At 33.1% G+C, this 19411-nt stretch carries 11 protein-coding genes; 9 read left to right on the top strand and 2 right to left on the bottom strand.

Annotated elements, in window-relative coordinates; all coding sequences use genetic code 11:
- Nucleotides 1-6 precede the first annotated feature (6 nt).
- Nucleotides 7-1359, bottom strand: coding sequence for a sensor histidine kinase (locus ACZIYX_RS16555; protein ID WP_462683365.1), 1353 nt, complete (start codon nucleotides 1357-1359; stop codon nucleotides 7-9).
- Complete coding sequence (locus ACZIYX_RS16550) at nucleotides 1359-2723, bottom strand: sigma-54-dependent transcriptional regulator (RefSeq protein ID WP_462683364.1); 1365 nt, start codon at nucleotides 2721-2723, stop codon at nucleotides 1359-1361. Before ACZIYX_RS16550 ends, ACZIYX_RS16555 begins: the two co-directional genes overlap by 1 nt.
- Nucleotides 2724-2943: 220 nt before the next feature.
- Here ACZIYX_RS16550 and ACZIYX_RS16545 point away from each other — a divergent pair, with 220 nt between their 5' ends.
- From ACZIYX_RS16545 to ACZIYX_RS16505, 9 genes are all read left to right on the top strand, one after another.
- A complete protein-coding gene (locus ACZIYX_RS16545; protein ID WP_462683363.1) occupies nucleotides 2944-4302 on the top strand; it encodes a TolC family protein in 1359 nt (452 codons plus the stop codon).
- Nucleotide 4303: 1 nt separating this feature from the next.
- Entirely contained in the window at nucleotides 4304-5554 is a 1251-nt protein-coding gene (locus ACZIYX_RS16540) for an efflux RND transporter periplasmic adaptor subunit (RefSeq protein WP_462683362.1), read from the top strand.
- A 23-nt stretch (nucleotides 5555-5577) separates the two neighbouring features.
- The gene (locus tag ACZIYX_RS16535; RefSeq protein WP_462683361.1) at nucleotides 5578-6273 is read left to right on the top strand and encodes an ABC transporter ATP-binding protein; all 696 of its coding nucleotides are present in this window, start codon (nucleotides 5578-5580) and stop codon (nucleotides 6271-6273) included.
- Nucleotides 6274-6347: 74 nt separating this feature from the next.
- Nucleotides 6348-8750 carry an ABC transporter permease gene (locus ACZIYX_RS16530; RefSeq protein WP_462683360.1) on the top strand — a complete coding sequence of 801 codons (2403 nt, stop codon included), beginning with the start codon at nucleotides 6348-6350 and terminating at the stop codon, nucleotides 8748-8750.
- Between the two features lie 60 nt (nucleotides 8751-8810).
- Nucleotides 8811-11201: an ABC transporter permease gene (locus tag ACZIYX_RS16525; RefSeq protein ID WP_462683359.1), complete on the top strand. Its 2391-nt coding sequence runs from the start codon at nucleotides 8811-8813 to the stop codon at nucleotides 11199-11201.
- Nucleotides 11202-11258: 57 nt separating this feature from the next.
- Nucleotides 11259-13682 (top strand): ABC transporter permease, encoded by a 2424-nt coding sequence (locus ACZIYX_RS16520; protein ID WP_462683358.1) that lies wholly within the window; start codon nucleotides 11259-11261, stop codon nucleotides 13680-13682.
- Between the two features lie 30 nt (nucleotides 13683-13712).
- Nucleotides 13713-16130, top strand: a complete 2418-nt coding sequence (locus tag ACZIYX_RS16515) for an ABC transporter permease (RefSeq protein WP_462683357.1) — start codon at nucleotides 13713-13715, stop codon at nucleotides 16128-16130.
- Nucleotides 16131-16192: 62 nt separating this feature from the next.
- A complete protein-coding gene (locus tag ACZIYX_RS16510; RefSeq protein WP_462683356.1) occupies nucleotides 16193-18607 on the top strand; it encodes an ABC transporter permease in 2415 nt (804 codons plus the stop codon).
- A 66-nt stretch (nucleotides 18608-18673) separates the two neighbouring features.
- Nucleotides 18674-19336 carry an ABC transporter ATP-binding protein gene (locus tag ACZIYX_RS16505; RefSeq protein WP_462683355.1) on the top strand — a complete coding sequence of 221 codons (663 nt, stop codon included), beginning with the start codon at nucleotides 18674-18676 and terminating at the stop codon, nucleotides 19334-19336.
- Nucleotides 19337-19411 lie beyond the last annotated feature (75 nt).

The raw sequence follows: 19411 nt of genomic DNA, 5'->3' as shown, positions 1-19411 counted from the left end.
AGGCTATTATTCAAAAAATAAGGAAAAAGAGGTTTCTTTATTTAAAACAGAATGTACGGTTAAATTGCCACCGTGTAGATGCATGATTTGTTTAGAAAGACTTAAACCGATACCTGTACCATCTTTTTTGGTGGTATAAAAGGGTACAAATATTTGATCCATAATATCAGGAGAAATTCCCGGGCCATTATCTTTAATAGTTATATATTTTTTACCCTCATTAGTATTCCCTAAAACACAAGTAACAACAGGGTTTTTGGTATCTTTTAATGCTTGAATTGCATTTTTACATAAATTTACCAAAATCTGGGTGATTTGTTTCTCATCGGCATAAATTTCAAGGTTTTTATGATGTATTTCTATACCAAAAGAAATAGTATTCAAATCCATTTGTGGAAACATCAAAACCTTTACTTTCTCTAATAAATCTTCTACTTTAATTATTTTCTTATCAGGTACAGGCACATTCAAAAAACTTCGATAGGATTGTACAAAACTCATTAAGTCATTTCCTTGATTTTTAATTACTTCTAATCCCTTTACCGTAGTATGGATTTTGTTTTTATCAATATCAGTTGTGGATACCACTCCGGCTTCATCTTTGTAATATTTTAAAATAGATTCTGATATAGAAGTAATTGGTGTAACAGAGTTCATGATTTCATGAGTTAAAACTCTAATAAGTTTTATCCAGGAATCTGTTTCCCTTTTGTCTAATTCATTATGTATATCTTGTATAGTAATTAATTTTAGCACTTTTCCATTTAGTACTAATTCTGTAGATTTAATAGACAGTTCTATGGTTTCGCGCTCATTGGTAAGTTGAAAAAGTTTGCGCTCAAAAGGTTGAAGAGAAATAAATAACTCATACAGATTTTTATCTACTTGTTCTAATTGTTTTATATGATTTAAAGGAGTGTAGTTTAATAATTTTTCAACCTTAGGATTTGCAAATAGAATATGTCCCTTGTTATTGTAGGTTAAAATACCTATTTCTGCATGTTTTAATATTTCTTGATAATACTGCTCTTGTGTTTGATTTTTTAGATGCACTTTTTGCATTACATCATTCAACATATTTAGACTTTGGTGTAAGGCATCAAAAGACTTTAAACCACTATTTTCTGGAAATCTAAGCGTAAAATCTTCATTTTTAATCGAATTAAAAAAATAAGCAATCTTTCTGTTAGTATGGTTTAAGTTTTGGATTAATAATATAGTTTGCAGCAAGAACACTAAAAAAACCAGAAAAGAAAAAGCATACAACTCTTTAACAAAAAGAAAGCTTAGGGCTAGTGCCGTGACCGAAAGTAAAATTATCCTGATAATTAATTGTATGTATAATCTTTGGCTTATCATCAGGCGTCAAATTTTTTTATTTTGTTATATAAAGTCTGTCTGGATATGCCAAGTTGGTTAGCAGCAGCACTATAGTTTCCATTATTTTTATCCAAAGCATTTTGGATCATCATCTGTTCCATTTCATCTAAGGTCTCCGGGCTTTTATCTAAGGAAGAAACAGAGTTTTTAGTTAGTAAAAAATCAGTAGGTTTTAAAACATTTCCTTCGCATAAAATTACAGCTCTCTCGATAGTATGTTGTAGTTCACGAACATTGCCCGGCCACAGATATGCCATTAACTTCTCTTCTGCAGTAGTATTTATCCTAAGAGAGGGTTTACCATATTTTGAAGCATATTTTTTTAAATAAAAATCTGCTAATATTAAAATATCGCTATCTCTTTCCCGAAGCGGAGGTACTTCTATATGTATGGTGTTAATACGATATAATAGATCTTCTCTAAAAACACCATCGCTTACCATTTGATTAAGATTACAGTTGGTAGCACATATTAAACGTATATTAACAGAGGTTTGTTTGTTGGATCCCACTCGTACCACGGTTCTGTTTTGTATGGCAGATAATAATTTTGCTTGTGTTTGCAGAGATAGATTTCCGATCTCATCCAGAAACAGAGAACCGTTATTTGCAGCTTCAAATTTACCTGCGCGATCTTCTTTTGCATCTGTAAAAGCTCCTTTTGTATGCCCAAATAGTTCGCTTTCAAAAAGAGTTTCAGAAATTGAACCCATATCCACACCTATAAAAACCTCATTTTTACGGGTAGACATTCTGTGTAATTCGCGAGCTATCAACTCTTTTCCTGTTCCATTTTCACCAGTAATCAAAACATTTACATCGGTTTTTGCCACTTTTCTAACCAAGTTAAGAACAGAGGTTAAAGCTTTAGAATTACCAATAATATAATTGCTATCCTGATTGATAACCTGCTTAAGATGACTTTCTTTCTGTTTTAATTCCTGTACTTCTTTTTTGGATTTACGTAGAGCATAAGCAGATTTTATAGTAGCCAATAGTTTTTCATTATTCCATGGTTTTAATATAAAATCCGTAGCACCCTCTTTTAGTGCTTCTACAGCAAGATCCACTGCTCCATAAGCTGTCATCATAATTACAGAGGTCTGAGGTGCTTTTTTCTTTATTTCCCGTAACCAAAACAGCCCTTCGTTACCAGTATTTACACCGGCCGAAAAATTCATATCTAATAAAATGATATCTATATCCTCTAAATTCTGAAATGAAGATATCTGATTCGGGTTAGAAATAGTGATTACCTGTTCAAATTCAAACTGTAACAAAATTTCGAGAGCACTCAATAAACTCTTATTATCATCAATGACTAAAACTTTTCCATTTTGCATAGTATGATTTTTTTGTGAACAAGGTAAAACTACAAATTTGCAATAGTATTTAGATAGTACTGTAAAATTATTGGACACTATTTGTATAATAATTTTACATTAAAAAAATGGAGTTATTACTTTTTTTACCGTAAATATCTTGTTATAAAGGCTTTATGTTTTTGGCATGGGATTAGGTTATGGGTTTGTGTACAAAAATTATATATCTAGTAATAAACAGATGAATTTTAAAACAAAAATCTTATGCATTTTATGGATTATAGTAACCAATACTATACATTCTCAAGAATCCTGGTCGTTAGAGGATTGTATAACCTATGCAATAGAGCATAATTTACAACTAAAAGATTTTAGATACAATCAACAAACCAATCAAGAAACCTATCGGCAATCTATACGAAACCTGCTGCCAGATATTAATGCATTTTCAGATTATAACATTCGATATGGAAGATCTGTAGATCCAAATAATAACAATATAGTAAACACAGATTTTTTCTCTAATAATTATAGATTAAATGCAGAGATTACCCTTTTTCAGGGGTTTCAAAAATTAAATACAATTAAAGCTTCAAAAATTTTGCATAAAGCATCTAATGAGGAAGCATTACATCAAAAATATTTATTAGCATTCAGAGTCATGTCTGCTTTTTATGATCTTCAGTTTATAGAAGGTTTATTGGTAATTTCAAAAGAACAAGAACAAGTTTCGCAAAAAAATTATGCATTAGTAAAAAGACAAGTCGAAATAGGTCAAAAAGCAAAGGCCGATTTGTATGAAGCAGAATCTGCTTTGTTGGCAGACAAATTACTGGTTACCCAAAACGAAAACAAGATAGTTGCAGCAAAACTAAAACTAATACAAGAAATGAACCTGGAAGACGCTACCACTATCTCTATCCAATCATTAAGGATAGAAACTAATCCGGAAAAAACAGTTTTGCAAGCAGATAAAGATTCTATTTATAATACAGCAAAAACTTTTGTGCCCATACTAAAAGCACAAGAGTTAAGAGTAGAAGCAGCAAAAAAACAATTAGCCATTGCCAGAGGGGGGCTGTATCCCTCTCTGTCTTTTTTTGCCGGATATCAAACAGGATATTACGAAACCAATGTAAATGAAAACACACAGGAGGTGATACCGTTTAGTAATCAAATCAAAGATAATGTATCCAAATATATAGGAGTTTCTCTTAATATTCCTATTAGCAGCAGAGGGGCAAATCGATCGCGAATAAAACAGCAAAAGATAGAAATGATGCGAGCAAGCAATAATCTGGATCTTCAAAAACAAGAAGTATACCAACTCATACAACAACTTGTTCAGGAAGGAGAAGCCTTAAAGACAGAATATTTGCAGAGCTCACAAAAAATGAAAGCACAAACCTTAACCTTTGATGTAGCACAAAAAAAATACGAAAAAGGATTGATAAGTACCATAGAGCTTAACCAATCTAAAAACTTGCTGGCAAATTCACAAAATGAAAACTTGCAAGTACAATTGCGATTAAAAGTAAACGAAAGTACATTAGACTTTTATAAAGGGTCTCCGGTTTTTAATATAAATAGAGCACAATAAAATGGACGTAAAAATTGAAAAGAAAAAAGGATTAAGACCAAAACATTACGCATACATTGCTATTGGTATAGTACTGTTTTTTGCAGGATGGAAAATAGTATTTGGTAAATCTGCATCTACTTTTAGAACAGAAAAAGAAAAACTATCTATAGCAGAAGTTTCTTTCGGAAAATTTGATGATTATATAACCATTAATGGGGCAGTGGCACCAATAAGTACTATTTATATGGATGCCTATGAAGGAGGAAGAGTTACAGAAAAACTTATCGAAGAAGGAGCTATGGTAAAGAAAGGTGAAATTATACTAAAACTAGAAAACAGAGGACTTTATGAGCAGATTCTTGCCAGTGAAAACAATCTGGCATTAAAACAAAATGATTTGCGATCTACCAAATTAACTTTTGATTCAAGACAGGTAGAAGGTAAAAAAGATTTGGTAAGCTCTAAGTACGAATTACAGAAGCTAAAACGAAATTATGAGCAAAACAAAGCTTTGTACGAAGAAGAATTAATATCCAAAGAAGAATATCTGACTTCTAAAGAAAATTACGAACTTTCACAAAAGCAGTTTGAGATTATCGAATTACAAACCGAACAGGATAATGTATTACGAAGTACTTCTTTGCATGAATTAGATGAGGATCTGGCAAGAATGAAAAAAACTCTATCTATGGTTTATGAGCGTATAGATCATTTGAATGTTCGTGCTCCTGCAGATGGGCAACTAGGATTTTTAGATGCAGAGATAGGGCAGAATATTCAACAAGGGCAAAGAATAGGACAAATAAACGTATTAACAGACTATAAAATAGAAGCAACTATCGATGAGCATTATATTGATAGAGTAAAAAGAGATCTCACTGCTGTTTTGGATCGTAATGGTAAAGAATACCAATTGCGTCTTCGTAAAGTGTATCCCGAAGTACGTAACGGGAAATTTAAAGTAGATCTGGTTTTTGCAGACCAAAAACCAGAAACAATTAGATCGGGACAGAGTTATAATATCAAGCTACAATTAGGAGAGTCTAACGATGCTGTTTTATTGCCCAGAGGAAGCTTTTTTCAAAGCACTGGCGGACAATGGATTTTTGTCGTAGATGCCTCTGGCGAAGTGGCATGGAAAAGAGAGATTAGGATAGGAAAACAAAACTCACGATACTATGAGTTACTGGAAGGGTTAGAAGCAGGAGAAAAAGTAATAACTTCAAACTATGATAGCTTTGGAGATGCAGAAAAAATAGTTTTAAAATAGTATTTGTAAAAATCAATCAAAAAATGATACAGATAGAAAAGGTAAAGAAGAGTTTTAGAACCGAAGAGGTAGAAACTTTGGCGCTAAATAATGTAAATCTAAAAGTAGAAACAGGAGAGTTTGTAGCGATAATGGGACCATCGGGATGTGGTAAATCTACATTGCTTAATATTATTGGGATGCTGGATAATCCAAACGAAGGATATTATCATTTTGATGGGCAAGAAGTTGGTGGACTAAAAGAAAACCAACGCACCAAAATTAGAAAAGGAAACCTAGGATTTGTATTTCAGAGCTTTAACCTTATTGATGAACTTACTGTCTTTGAAAACGTAGAACTGCCACTTATCTATCTAAACGTTAAAAAAAGTGAACGAGAGCAAAAAGTAAGACAAGTGTTGGAGAGAATGAAAATAGCACATCGCGAAAAACACTTTCCGCAGCAATTATCCGGGGGGCAACAACAACGAGTAGCCATTGCCAGGGCAGTAGTAACCAATCCCAAGTTAATTTTAGCAGATGAGCCTACCGGTAATTTGGATTCTAAAAATGGGATCGAAGTAATGAACTTACTTACAGAACTTAATCAGGAAGGAACCACGATTGTTATGGTAACACACTCCGATAGAGACTCCCATTATGCCCATAGAGTAATTAATCTATTTGACGGGCAAATTGCTACCGAAAGCCAAAATCGTGCTATCGGAGCTAAAATATAATTTGTGATAAGGAAATATAAAGTATTAAGAACTCATCAATCTTGTTATAATCATCACATCAAAAAACGACAGTTATGTTTACAAATTATTTAAAAATCGCTTGGCGAAATTTACTGAAAAAGAAAGGATATTCTGCTATTAATATCGGTGGATTAACTATCGGTATGGCTTGCTTTTTAATGATTATGATGTACATACAAAATGAACTTTCGTATGATAATTATCATGAAAACAAAGATAGGATATACAGAGTTATCCATCATTTTGATAAAGAAGGAAAAGCCAGTCAGGTATGGGGTAATGCTCCTGTAGGTTCTATGCTAAAATCTGATTTTTCTGAAGTACTGGAAACGGTGCAGTTCTCAGGGAGATCTGATGTCTTGCTTAGCTATAAAGATCGTGCTTTTCAAGAAAACAACTGTTTTTTTGTTGACCCTACAGTATTTAAGGTTTTTAGCTGGCCTTTGGTTTCGGGGGATTCAAAAACAGCTTTAGAAGCACCATATTCGATTGTATTAACAGAAAGCATCGCCAAAAAATATTTTGGAAATGAAAACCCTATTGGAAAAACCATAAAGGGTGGACGAACGGGTGGTAGAGCAAATGAAGGAACATATACCGTAACCGGAGTTATGAAAGATATACCTTCGAATTCTCATTTTACATTTGATGTGTTAATGTCAATGAGTTCCTTTAGTCAATCATGGGCAACACCATTTGAATCGTGGGGTTATGTAGATTTCTATACCTATTTCTTGAGCTCTGAACACTTTGATATAAATGATTTTCAAACTAAAATACCAGATTTTATAAAAAAAAATGTAAAGTTAGATGAAGATAATTATTATAGTATTTCTTTTGAGTCTATAAAGGATGCATATTTACGGTCTGAGGTAGGAAGACAACCGGGAGTAACAGGTAATCTTTCTAATATTTACATATTTGCAATTATAGGTTTTTTTATTCTGATCATTGCTTGTATAAACTTTATGAATCTTGCAACTGCCCGTTCTATGGAAAGGGCAAAAGAAGTGGGTATAAGAAAAGTAATTGGGGCTGATAAAAAAGGATTGGTATATCAGTTTTTGGGAGAGTCTTTGTTTATGGTTGCATTTGCAGCAATATTTGCTATAGGTATAGTAATAGTATGTCTTCCCTGGATGGGAGAGATTACAGGAAAAAACTTTGTTTATAATGATGTTTTCAATAGAGCTACAATGCCACTATATATTGTTACTGTAATAGTAACCGGGATATTATCAGGGAGCTATCCAGCCATTATTTTATCAGGATTTAAGCCAATTAATGTGCTTAAAGGAATTTTTAAGACATCTCCAAAAGGGGTCAATTTAAGAAAGAGTTTAGTAGTATTTCAGTTTACCCTTTCGATAGCACTTATAGCAAGTACAGCGATTGTTTATTATCAGTTAGATTATTTACTAAATAAAAATTTGGGTTATGACCAGGAGCACATGCTTGTCATCGATTTTAATTATGATGAACAAGTCCTGAATAAACTAGAAGCAGTAAAAAATACATTTTTAACCCACCCTACAGTAATTTCTGCATCCGCTTCGCGTAGTGTTCCGGGAGGGTATTTTCCTGGCGCAGGCACACAAATTGAAACTATAGAGGGCGATCTAAGTATGCAAACTCTTTCATTATTTGAAGTAGATGTTGATTTTGTTCCACATTTTGGGATTGAAATGGCAGCAGGAAGACCTTATTCAAGAGATTTTCCTGCGGATACAATCTCGTCAATGGTCATAAATGAAGCAGCCATAAAGGTATATGGATATACAAAACCTTCAGAGATTATAGGAAAACGTTTTACGCAATGGGGCAAAGAAGGAACGATCATAGGGGTAATAAAAGATTTTAATTTTCAGTCTTTGCATCAAAAAGTAGAGCCAATGGCACTGCGATTTGAGCCAGAAAGCAGTAGGTATCTTACCCTTAAGATTCAATCGCAGGATTTACAGTCTACGATAGCCCAAATGAGAACAGTATGGTCTTCTGTTGTTCCTCACAGACCATTTTTATATAGTTTTTTAAATCAATCTTTTAATAAACAATACGAAGCAGATATACGATTTAAAACCCTGTTTACCCTGTTTTCTTGCCTTGCCATTTTAATAGCATGTTTAGGTTTATTGGGCTTAGCTACCTATAGCGCTGTTCAAAGAACCAAAGAAATTGGGATTAGAAAGGTTTTGGGAGCAGAAACTTCGAGCATAATCAAACTATTATCAAAGGATTTTGTTAAACTTATTTTGATAGCAATAATAATTGCCACACCGTTTTCATGGTATGCTATGACCAAATGGTTAGAGGTATATGCATACAGAATTGAAGTGAATTGGTGGATATTTATAGCTTCTGGTTGTATAGCTTTATTAATAGCCTTATTAACGGTTAGTTTTTATGCTTTTAAAGCAGCTATACAAAATCCGGTTAAAAGTCTAAGAACAGAATAAATCAGTTTAGACCTCGCAGGTTTTACAAAAACCTGCGAGGTCTATTAAAAAACGACAGTTATGTTTAAAAATTATTTAAAAATAGCATTCAGAAACCTTTGGAGGCATCGCGGTTTTTCGCTTATCAATATATGTGGATTAGCTATTGGATTAACTAGTGGATTTCTAATTTTATTATATGTTGGGTTTGAGTTAAGTTATGATCGTTTTCATTCTAAATCAAACTCCATATACAGGGTAGTGGCAGATATTAAAACGCCCACAGATCTAATGAAAATGAGCAGACCATCTTTTGCAGTACCACCACATCTGTTAAAAGAGTTTCCAGAGATCGTTAGTGCGGTTAGGGTAATGAATATAAATCTGGACGTACGTAATGATAAAATAAAATTAAAAGAAAAAAATGCTGTTGCAGCAGATTCTTCCTTTTTTAAAATGTTTGATTTTAAATTAGTGCAAGGAGATAAGAGCAGCATTCTTAAAGAACCTTTTAGTATTGTAGTATCCCAAACCACCGCAAAAAAATATTTCGGAAACGAAAATCCTGTTGGGCAAACCCTAAAAATCAAAAATGAAGATATAGACGATCGTAGCTTTACCGTTACAGGATTAATGCAGGATATGCCAGAAAATTCTCATATACAAGCAGATATGATAATCTCTATGACCACATATACGCAAGGTGTTCTTACAGATTTAGATAACTATTGGGGGACTTATGATCCCTCTGCATATATTTTGGTACACCCTAATACAGACCCCAAGTATCTGGAATCCAAATTTCCAGAATTTTTAGAAAAAAATATAGGAGAGTCCATGCGGGAAGATAAATCCTATGTCTCTCTTTTTTTAGAACCTTTACAAGAAGTCTATTTGCACTCTCCTAGAGGAGGTAGAATAAGTGGAGACATGAACTCGATTTATGTATTTTCTATAATTGCAATTTTTATACTATTAATTGCATGCATAAACTTTATTAATCTAACTACAGCACGTTCTGTAGAACGTGCTAAAGAAGTAGGAGTACGCAAAGTAATAGGAGCACAAAAACAGCAATTGGCACTACAATTTATAGGAGAATCTATTATTATAGCACTCCTTGCATCTATAGTATCTATAATCCTAATAACATTGCTTCTACCAATGTTTAATGCTATATCAGGAAAAATTATAAGCAGTAGTATTTTTGCAAACCCTGCGCATTTGGGGATTCTTTTTCTTACAGCCTTTGCGATAGGAGCGTTAGCAGGAACGTATCCTGCATTTGTGTTATCCTCTTTTAAGCCTGTTCATGTTTTAAAAGGTAATTTTTCTACCGGAAAAAGAGGAGTGATTTTAAGAAAAGGATTGGTAATAACACAATTTACAATTGCAATTGTATTAATAATAGGCACTATAATTATCTATAACCAGATGCATTTTATGCGCAATCAGGAGTTGGGATTTAATAAAGACCAGATACTTGTTTTAGAAACTAATATTTCGCCGGCACAAAAAGAATTAAAATATAATCTGGATAACCTTAAAGGAGTACTCTCTACCAGTCTTGTTTCAAGTGTTCCCGGGGCGAATAATAATACAGCATATTCGTTAATGAAAAACAAAGATGGAGAAGAACAGGTTGCAAATCTGGATGCCTTTTTTATGGATTATAATTTTATATCCCAATTTGGATTAGACATCGTAGCAGGTAGAAGTTTTTCCAGGGATTTTGCAACAGATTCTACAGAAGCTATGGTTGTTAACGAAAAAACCGTTGAGTTATTAGGGTACAGTAGCCCGCAAGAAATTTTGGGAGCTCATTTTTCGCAATGGGGCAAAAACGGAGAAGTTATAGGAGTAGTAAAAGATTTTCATTTTAGATCATTACAACAAAATATTCGTCCGTTAACGATGACAATAGCACCAGATAGAACAAATCTTTTGGCGGTTACTATAAGTGCAAAAAATATAGAAGAAACCCTGTCTGCAATACAACAAAAATGGGAAGTCGTTTTACCCGATGATCCATTTAGTTTTTATTTTTTGGATGAAGCTTTTGATCTGCAATATCGCACACAAGAGCGTTTTGGAAACCTGTTTTTGTGTTTTGCAGTATTGGCAATTTTAATATCCTGTTTGGGATTGTTAGGACTTGCAGCATACAGTACCCTACAACGCAAACGAGAGATAGGAATACGAAAAGTTTTAGGAGCTTCTGTTACCAAAGTAGTTACTCTTTTATCCAAAGAGTTTATAACTCTGGTAGGTATTGCATTTATAATAGCAGCGCCTTTAGCATGGTTTATAATGAAGTATTGGCTAGAAGACTTTGCATATAGAATACAAATACAATGGTGGATGTTTGCTATTGCAGGAATATCTGCAGTACTCATTGCATTAATAACCGTTAGTTTTCATGCTATAAAAGCCTCTGTTGTTAATCCGGTAAAAAGTTTACGAACAGAATAAATCAGTTCTAATCTCACCGGTTTTTTAAAACTTGTGAGGGATAAATAATAATATATCATGTATACCTTATATTTTAAAATAACAATTAGATATCTTTTAAAGAATAAGCTCTATTCTGTAATCAATATTTTGGGATTATCTATCGGAGTAGCTTCTTTCATTTTGATCATGGTTTATGTTAATTATGAGCGTAGTTATGACAGCTTTGATGGGTCTGAAGATGTATATCGTGTATATATGGATTATAAACAAGGAGATACTTTTGTTCCCGGAGATGCGCAAACCTACAACCTTACCGGACCCACGATAAAAAATAAATTTCCAGAAGTATTGGAGCAAGTACGTCTTTATAAATTTGAGGAAGTAGTATTTACCTATAACAATAAGATCTTTAAAGAAAAAGATGGAGCATTAGCAGATCCATCATACTTTGATATTTTTAAATACCCATTACTAAAAGGAGATCTGAATAGTGTTTTACAGGAGCCTAATACCATTGTTTTAACACAAAATTTGGCAACAAAGTTGTTTAGAGATGAAAATCCCATAGGTAAAGACATAGTCGCTTTTTCAGCAGGAAACGAAGTACTACTAAGGGTTACTGGTATCATGAATAATGTACCCAAGACTACCCATATAAAAACAAATTTTTTGATTTCGTATGCCACGATCCATACTTGGGATACATTTGAAAAAAAGGATAGAGAACCAAATTGGAATCAAAATCACTTTTTTACCTACTTTAAGGTAGATAAAAACGCAAATATCGATGTGCTTAAATCAAAAATAATCGCTTGGGATTTTCAAGGTAATTTTCGGGAACGGCATAATATAGAATCCTTAGAAGATATTCATTTGTATTCTAATAAACCCTACGAGGCAGAAGTAAACGGAAGTGCGGTGCGAGTGAAATTTTTGACTGCCATTGCCATTGTTATTCTTATACTTGCCTGGTTAAACTATATTAATCTATCTACAACAAAATCTTTGGAGCGTACCAAAGAAGTAGGTATTCGCAAGGTAGCAGGGGCGCAACGAGCACAATTAGGGATACAATCGGTTATAGAATCAATGATTCTAAATTTTTGGGCAATACTACTGGCTATATGCATAAGTATATTTGTACTTTCTATATATAACAATGCTACTGGTAGCGAATTAGCTTTAACTGTAGAAACAATAAAACAACTATCTCCTGTTATCGCCATTGTAATTCTTGCAATACTACTGGTTAGTTTATATCCCGCATGGGTATTAAGTAGCTATAGTCCTTCAAAAGCTTTAAAAGGAAAAATAAGAGCTTCTGCGAATGGTTTGCATATAAGAAAAGGATTAATTATTACACAGTTCCTAGCTACAATAGTATTAGTTATGAGTACTATAGTGATTACCAAGCAAATTAACCATTTGCAAAATCAGCCTTTGGGGACTTCATTGAATAACATTATAGCTTTTTCAGGAGAATTGCTCACTAAAAAAGATGCAGTTTTAGAGAAAAAATATGAGGTAATGAAAAATGAAATTATGAAGCTGCCTTATGTTACCCATGTGGTGACTTCTAAGACATTTCCTGGGGATGATTTTGGAAACTTATCCTCTTCTGTTGGAATAACTTATCCAGACGGAACAGAAGATGATCATAACGTAAATTATAGTTATGAAGTAAATAATCCAGAGTATTTTGAAATGATGGATATGAAATTTGTTGCCGGAAGTACATTTTTGCCTAACAACAAAGAGAAAAACCAACAAGTGGTAATCAACGAAAAAATGGCACAAATGATAGGGATTAGTAATCCAAAAGAAGCCATAGGTCAAAAAATAAAATTTTGGAATGAAGAATGGAATATTACAGGAATCGTAAAAAACTACCACCATTTTGGATTAAAGACCTCTGTGATACCAATTATTATACGCTATAGTAAAGTCGATAATTATATGCTAGTCAAATTTGATACGACCATAACCTCTGCATCAGGGTATACGCAAGCCATTACTCAAATAGAAAATGTATGGAAACAAACATTTCCTGAAAGTACGTTTGATTATACATTTGTTGATAAGCAATTTGATGCACAATATGATGATGACAGGCAATTTAATAAAGTATTCAGAGCTTTTACCATACTTGCCATATGTATTGCAGCCTTAGGGTTATTTGGGTTAACATCGTATACCTGTGTACAACGCAAAAAAGAAATAGGAATCAGAAAAGTAAACGGAGCAAGTATTTTTAAGATTCTGAAATTACTAAACATTGATTTTATCAAATGGATAGGAATTGCTTTTGTCATAGCGATTCCAATAGCTTGGTACGCTATGAATTCCTGGCTCGAAAATTTTGCAGTAAAGACGACGATAAGCTGGTGGATATTTGTGCTGGCAGGAATAGTAACGCTGGTAATTACATTACTTACAGTAAGTTGGAAGAGTTTTGTAGCTGCAAGTGGAAACCCCGTTAATGTACTAAGAGATGAGTAGTAGGGTATCAATGAATAAAAAAACAAAATTATGTTTAAAAACCATATTAAAATAGCTTGGAGAACCCTTTTAAAGCATAAAAGTTTGTTTGCCATAAATAGTATTGGTTTAGCAATAGGGATTGCTACCGCATTAATCATCGCATTATTTGTAATAGATGAATTTAGTTATGATCGTTTTCATAAAAAAGCAGAGCAGATAGTAAGAGTGGTATTTAATGCCAAAATAAATGGAGAAGAAATAAAAGAAGCAGTGGTTATGGCCCCTGTTGGGCAAACTCTAAAAAACGAATTTCCAGAGGTAGTACAAACTACACGTATCAGAAATATCGGAAATTCAAAAATAACATATCAAAACAGTTCGTATAGAAATAGTACTCTTGCGTATGTAGACCCTAATTTTTTAGAGGTATTTACCTTACCAATTATAAAAGGTAATACGATTGCACCGTTACAAAAACCAAATACTCTTGTTATTACAAAAAAACAGGCTAAAAGATATTTTGGAAGCACAGATGCAGCAATAGGTAAAATGGTTTCGCTAAATAATGAAGAAGCGGTATATGAGGTTACTGCGGTAATAGAAGAAATGCCTAAAAACTCTCATTTTCATTTTGATATATTGGCTTCTATGAATTCTCGGGAGGATGCACAATCTACCTCGTGGACAGATTCCAATTTTCATACCTATCTCGTATTACAAAAAGAATATGATTATAAATTATTAGAAGCAAAATTGCCACAAATCCTTAAAAAATATATGGGACCTCAGGTACGAGAAGAACTTGGAGTATCGTATAATGAGTTTACAAAAGACAATCAATTAGGGCTTTTTTTACAACCACTAACAAGTATTCATTTAGAGTCAGATTTTGTAGCATCTTCAGAACTGGAACAAGGAGGAGATATAAAATACATCTATATATTTAGTGCTGTTGCTTTGTTTATGTTGCTTATTGCTTGTATTAATTTTATGAATTTGTCTACTGCAGCAGCAGCAAAAAGAGGTAAAGAAATTGGAGTTAAAAAAGTATTGGGTTCTGGAAAAAACAATTTGATATATCAGTTTTTAACAGAGGCATTATTAACGACCATACTAGCAATGATACTAGCAGCTGTATTAGTGGTGTGTTCCCTATCGTTTTTTAATAACGTATCTGGCAAAGAACTGCAGTGGTCTTATTTACTTAGCCCTTATACATTTATTATTCTTACAGGATTAACCGTTTTTATAGCATTATTGGCAGGGGGTTATCCAGCATTTTATCTATCTTCTTTTACACCGCTAACCGCATTAAAAAGTAAATTTTCTGGTATAGGAAATTCTAAAGGTATTAGAAGTGTATTAGTAGTTTTTCAATTTGTTATTTCTGTCACTCTCATATTTGCTACGCTCATTATAGAACAGCAAATGTCTTTTATTCAAAATAAAAAACTAGGATTTGATAAAGATCAAATAGTAGTACTTAATGAATCTTATTTGTTAGGGAACAATAATATCTCTTTAAAAAATAAAATTTTAAAAGATGCCAGAGTAGCAAATGTTTCTCATTCGGCTTTTGCTCCTATTGGGCCATCCGACAATAACATGTCTGGGATTTTTATAGATAATAAATTTAAAAGACGAATGTTTGTTTATAATATCGACGATAACTATATCCCAACCATGGGGATGGAGCTAATAGCAGGAAGAAATTTTTCTAAAGATTATGGGGCAGACTCTGGTAATGTTATTCTTAATGAAAAAGCGGTAAAAGTACTTGGCTTTGAAAAAGATGATGTCCTTGGTAAAACATTTATAAGAGATACTAATCATGGTAAACAACAACTAACCATTACAGGAGTAGTAAAAGATTTTCATTTTAAGTCCCTGCACCAAACTATAGAGCCTTTGCTAATGCTAAATAATCCTTATGGAGGATTAATTATAAGAGCAAAAACAACACAAATGGCAGGACTTATAAAAAGTATTGAAAACACGTGGAACAGCTTTGAAAGTAGCGAACCGTTTCATTATACTTTACTAGATCAAGCATATAACCAAACCTACCTTACCGAGCAAAAAATGGGTAATATCCTTACTATATTTACTATCCTTACCATTTTTGTTGCATGTTTGGGATTGTTTGGGTTAGTGACTTTTACTGCAGAACAAAGGTTTAAAGAGATCGGTATTCGAAAAGTACTTGGGTCTACCATACCACAAATTATAGCAATGCTTTCCGCAGAATTTATAAAACTGGTATTTATTTCATTTTTAATAGCATTTCCGCTTGGTTTTTATTTTATGAATATATGGCTTCAGGGGTTTGCGTATCGTACGCAAATACAGTGGTGGGTATTTGTTTTGGCAGGAGGCATCACTGTGTTTATAGCATTTATAACTATAGGGTGGAAAAGCTTTAAAGCTGCATCTATGAATCCAATCAAAAGTTTACGAACAGAATAAATCAAATCAGCGTAGACCCCGCAGGTTTGCAAAACCTGCGAGGTCTACAAATAATCAAAATTATGATTAAAAACTATATTAAAATAGCGTGGAGAAATATGATAAAGAATAAAACATTTTCTTTTATCAATATTTTTGGACTTTCGGTAGGGTTAGCAACGTGTTTACTTCTCATTCTTTATATTATGGATGAAACAAGCTATGATACCCACCATAAAGATGCAGACACAGCATATCGTATAGTAATGGAATCTGCAGGTGAAAAACTTGCCACCTCATCCGGGCCTATGGCAGAAACCCTTAAAAATGAATTTCCAGAAATAAATACTACAGCAAGGCTCTTAAAGTTTCCTAATGTAGATAAATTTCTTTTACAGAATAGCAAAAAAGAAGTTCAATTTTATGAGACTAATGGGTATTATGTAGATGCTACTTTTTTTAAAATATTTACTTATGATTTTAAATATGGAGATCCTGAAACGGCACTAAATAAACCAAATACAGTAGTTCTTTCAGAAAAAGTAGCCAATAAATTATTTGGAGATATAAATCCTGTAAACGAGGTTATGGATATAGAAATTCCTTTCGGGACAACTAAATATACCATCGTTGGGGTGTATAGAGGAGATACCTATAAATCCCATATTACCGCAAATCTTTTACTATCGATGAAAAATAATAATGTTGGGCAATGGGTAGATAGTCAGGAAGGGTTACTGGGTAATAATCTTTTTCATACCTACATACAATTAAAAAAAGGAAGCAATAGTGCTAGTGTAGAGCAAAAGCTTCCGGATTTTGTAGAAAGACATATTGGGGATCAACTACGAGAAATTAATTTTGAAAGACATTATATTCTGCAACCTTTACAGGATATTTACCTTACTTCTAATATGCAATGGGAAATATCTGCCAATGGCAATAAGACGTATATCTATATATTTAGCGCTATTGCAGCATTTTTATTGCTTATTGCCTGTATTAATTTTATGAACCTCTCCACAGCAAGATCTGAAAAAAGAGCGAAAGAAGTTGGTATGCGTAAAGTTTTAGGAGCTAAAAAAAATACATTAGTCTTTCAGTTTTTAGGAGAATCCCTACTATTATCTGTATTAGCATTAATAATTGCACTGTTCATTGTATTGGCATCCCTTCCTTTTTTCAATACCCTTACAGGTAAAAACCTTTTACTTTTTCAATATCCTAGTATTCTAATATTTATTGTAGGTCTGGCATTAACAACAGGGCTTTTATCAGGATTGTATCCAGCATTTTATTTATCCTCATTTAAGCCAATCACTGTTTTAAAAGGAACTCTGGTAAATTCGTTTTCTGCAAAAGCTATTCGTAAAGGATTAGTAGTTTTTCAGTTTACCATATCTGCTTCTCTTATTTTGGTAGCTGGGGTTATTTGGCAACAAATGGAGTATCTTAAAAACAAAGATTTAGGATTTAAGAAAGAACAACAACTATTAATACCATATAGAAACCCATCGGCAGCAAAAAATTATACCGCTTTTAAGACAGAAATCTTAAAAAATCCAAACGTTAGTTCTGCAACAGCAGGAGATTCATACCCAGGATTACAGATTACTAGTGACAATTCTTTTTATGGAGAAGGAAAAACCATGAAAGACAATGTCTATACAAGATATGGTATGGTAAAAGCAGATTATATAGAAACATTGGGGTATGAATTGCTTGCAGGCAGAACATTTTCTAAAAATAGTACTAAAGATTCGACAGCTATTATACTTAATGAATTAGCGATAAAAAAATTGGGATATGAAACCAGCACTGCTGTTGGACGTAACGTATATTATGAATGGAATAAAGAAAAATATAGCTTAGAGATTATTGGGGTGATTAAAGATTTTAACTTTAAAAGTTTGCACGAACCTATTGCGCCCTATGGTATAAGAAGCCTTGGACAGAATCAACCCGCTTATTTTATAGCTACTTTAAAACAAGGAAATTTTAAAAATACTATAGCAGATATTAAAAAAATATGGCAAACCATGAACCCTGATACTCCTTTTGAATATTCTTTTTTAGATCAGGATTTTGATAACAATTATAAGGCAGAACAGCAGACTTCTAGTATTGTTTTTGGCTTTATGTTTATTGCAATTTTTATTGCATGTATTGGTCTTTTTGGTTTAGCTTCCTTTACTACAGAACAACGTAAAAAAGAAGTAGGTATACGCAGGGTATTAGGAGCATCTGTACTAAGTATAACTTCGATGCATTTAAAAGATTTTTTAAAACTGGTTTTACTTGCAATGGTAATTGCAAGTCCATTAGCATATTATATGGGAGATAAGTGGCTTCAGAATTTTGCATACCGTATCCCTATTGGGTGGCAATTATTTGTTGGGGCAGCTGCAATAGCATTAGTAATTGCATTGATAACCGTAGGATCTCAAGTAATTAAAGCAGCTTTACAAAACCCTGTAAAAAGTCTAAGAACCGAATAAATTAAATCAGCGCAGACCTCGCAAGTTTCCCAAAACCTGCGAGGTCTACTAAAAAACTAAAATATAATGTTAGTACAACTAAAAAACATATCCAAATGGGTAAACTCTGGCGGACAGAAAACCTTTTTATTAAAAGATGTGGATCTATGGGTGCATGAAGGAGATTTTATATCCATCATGGGACCATCGGGATCGGGTAAATCTACTTTGCTAAATATCATCGGGATGCTCGATAATTTTAATGAAGGAGAATATACTTTCTTAGAAGAACCAGTACATTCCCTTAAAGAAAAACACAGAGCTAATCTCTACAAACAATACATTGGATTTGTTTTTCAGGCATATCATTTAATTGATGAACTAACTGTAAAAGAAAATCTGGAGATGCCACTTTTGTATAAAAAACATAGTAGCAGCGAACGAAAATCTTTGGTTGCAGATATGCTGGATCGTTTTAATATAGTAGGTAAAAAAGATTTGTTCCCTTCGCAATTAAGTGGGGGACAACAACAATTAGTTGGGATTGCCAGAGCACTTATTGCCAGCCCAAAACTGATTCTGGCAGACGAACCTACCGGAAACCTGAACTCTAAACAAGGAGATGAAATCATGGAGATCTTTAAAGAGTTAAATAAAGACGGAGTTACCATTATACAAGTAACCCATTCTGAAAAAAATGCAGGATATGGTTCCCGAATTATCAATTTATTAGATGGTAAGATAGTGTAGCTTGCCATCCCAGCGTCTGGTTTTTGTCATCCTATGTTTGTATAGGGTTTAAATTTCAATAATGATTTACTTTGT

This window comes from Aquimarina sp., from assembly GCF_977115655.1.
The sequence above is the reverse complement of the archived record's forward strand: the minus strand, read 5'-3'. Positions and strand labels throughout refer to the sequence as shown.

Coding starts and splice junctions, on each gene's coding strand:
- ACZIYX_RS16555 (WP_462683365.1), bottom strand. CDS start 1,359: ATGATAAGCCAAAGATTATACATACAATTAATTATCAGGATAATTTTA.
- ACZIYX_RS16550 (WP_462683364.1), bottom strand. CDS start 2,723: ATGCAAAATGGAAAAGTTTTAGTCATTGATGATAATAAGAGTTTATTG.
- ACZIYX_RS16545 (WP_462683363.1), top strand. CDS start 2,944: ATGAATTTTAAAACAAAAATCTTATGCATTTTATGGATTATAGTAACC.
- ACZIYX_RS16540 (WP_462683362.1), top strand. CDS start 4,304: ATGGACGTAAAAATTGAAAAGAAAAAAGGATTAAGACCAAAACATTAC.
- ACZIYX_RS16535 (WP_462683361.1), top strand. CDS start 5,578: ATGATACAGATAGAAAAGGTAAAGAAGAGTTTTAGAACCGAAGAGGTA.
- ACZIYX_RS16530 (WP_462683360.1), top strand. CDS start 6,348: ATGTTTACAAATTATTTAAAAATCGCTTGGCGAAATTTACTGAAAAAG.
- ACZIYX_RS16525 (WP_462683359.1), top strand. CDS start 8,811: ATGTTTAAAAATTATTTAAAAATAGCATTCAGAAACCTTTGGAGGCAT.
- ACZIYX_RS16520 (WP_462683358.1), top strand. CDS start 11,259: ATGTATACCTTATATTTTAAAATAACAATTAGATATCTTTTAAAGAAT.
- ACZIYX_RS16515 (WP_462683357.1), top strand. CDS start 13,713: ATGTTTAAAAACCATATTAAAATAGCTTGGAGAACCCTTTTAAAGCAT.
- ACZIYX_RS16510 (WP_462683356.1), top strand. CDS start 16,193: ATGATTAAAAACTATATTAAAATAGCGTGGAGAAATATGATAAAGAAT.
- ACZIYX_RS16505 (WP_462683355.1), top strand. CDS start 18,674: ATGTTAGTACAACTAAAAAACATATCCAAATGGGTAAACTCTGGCGGA.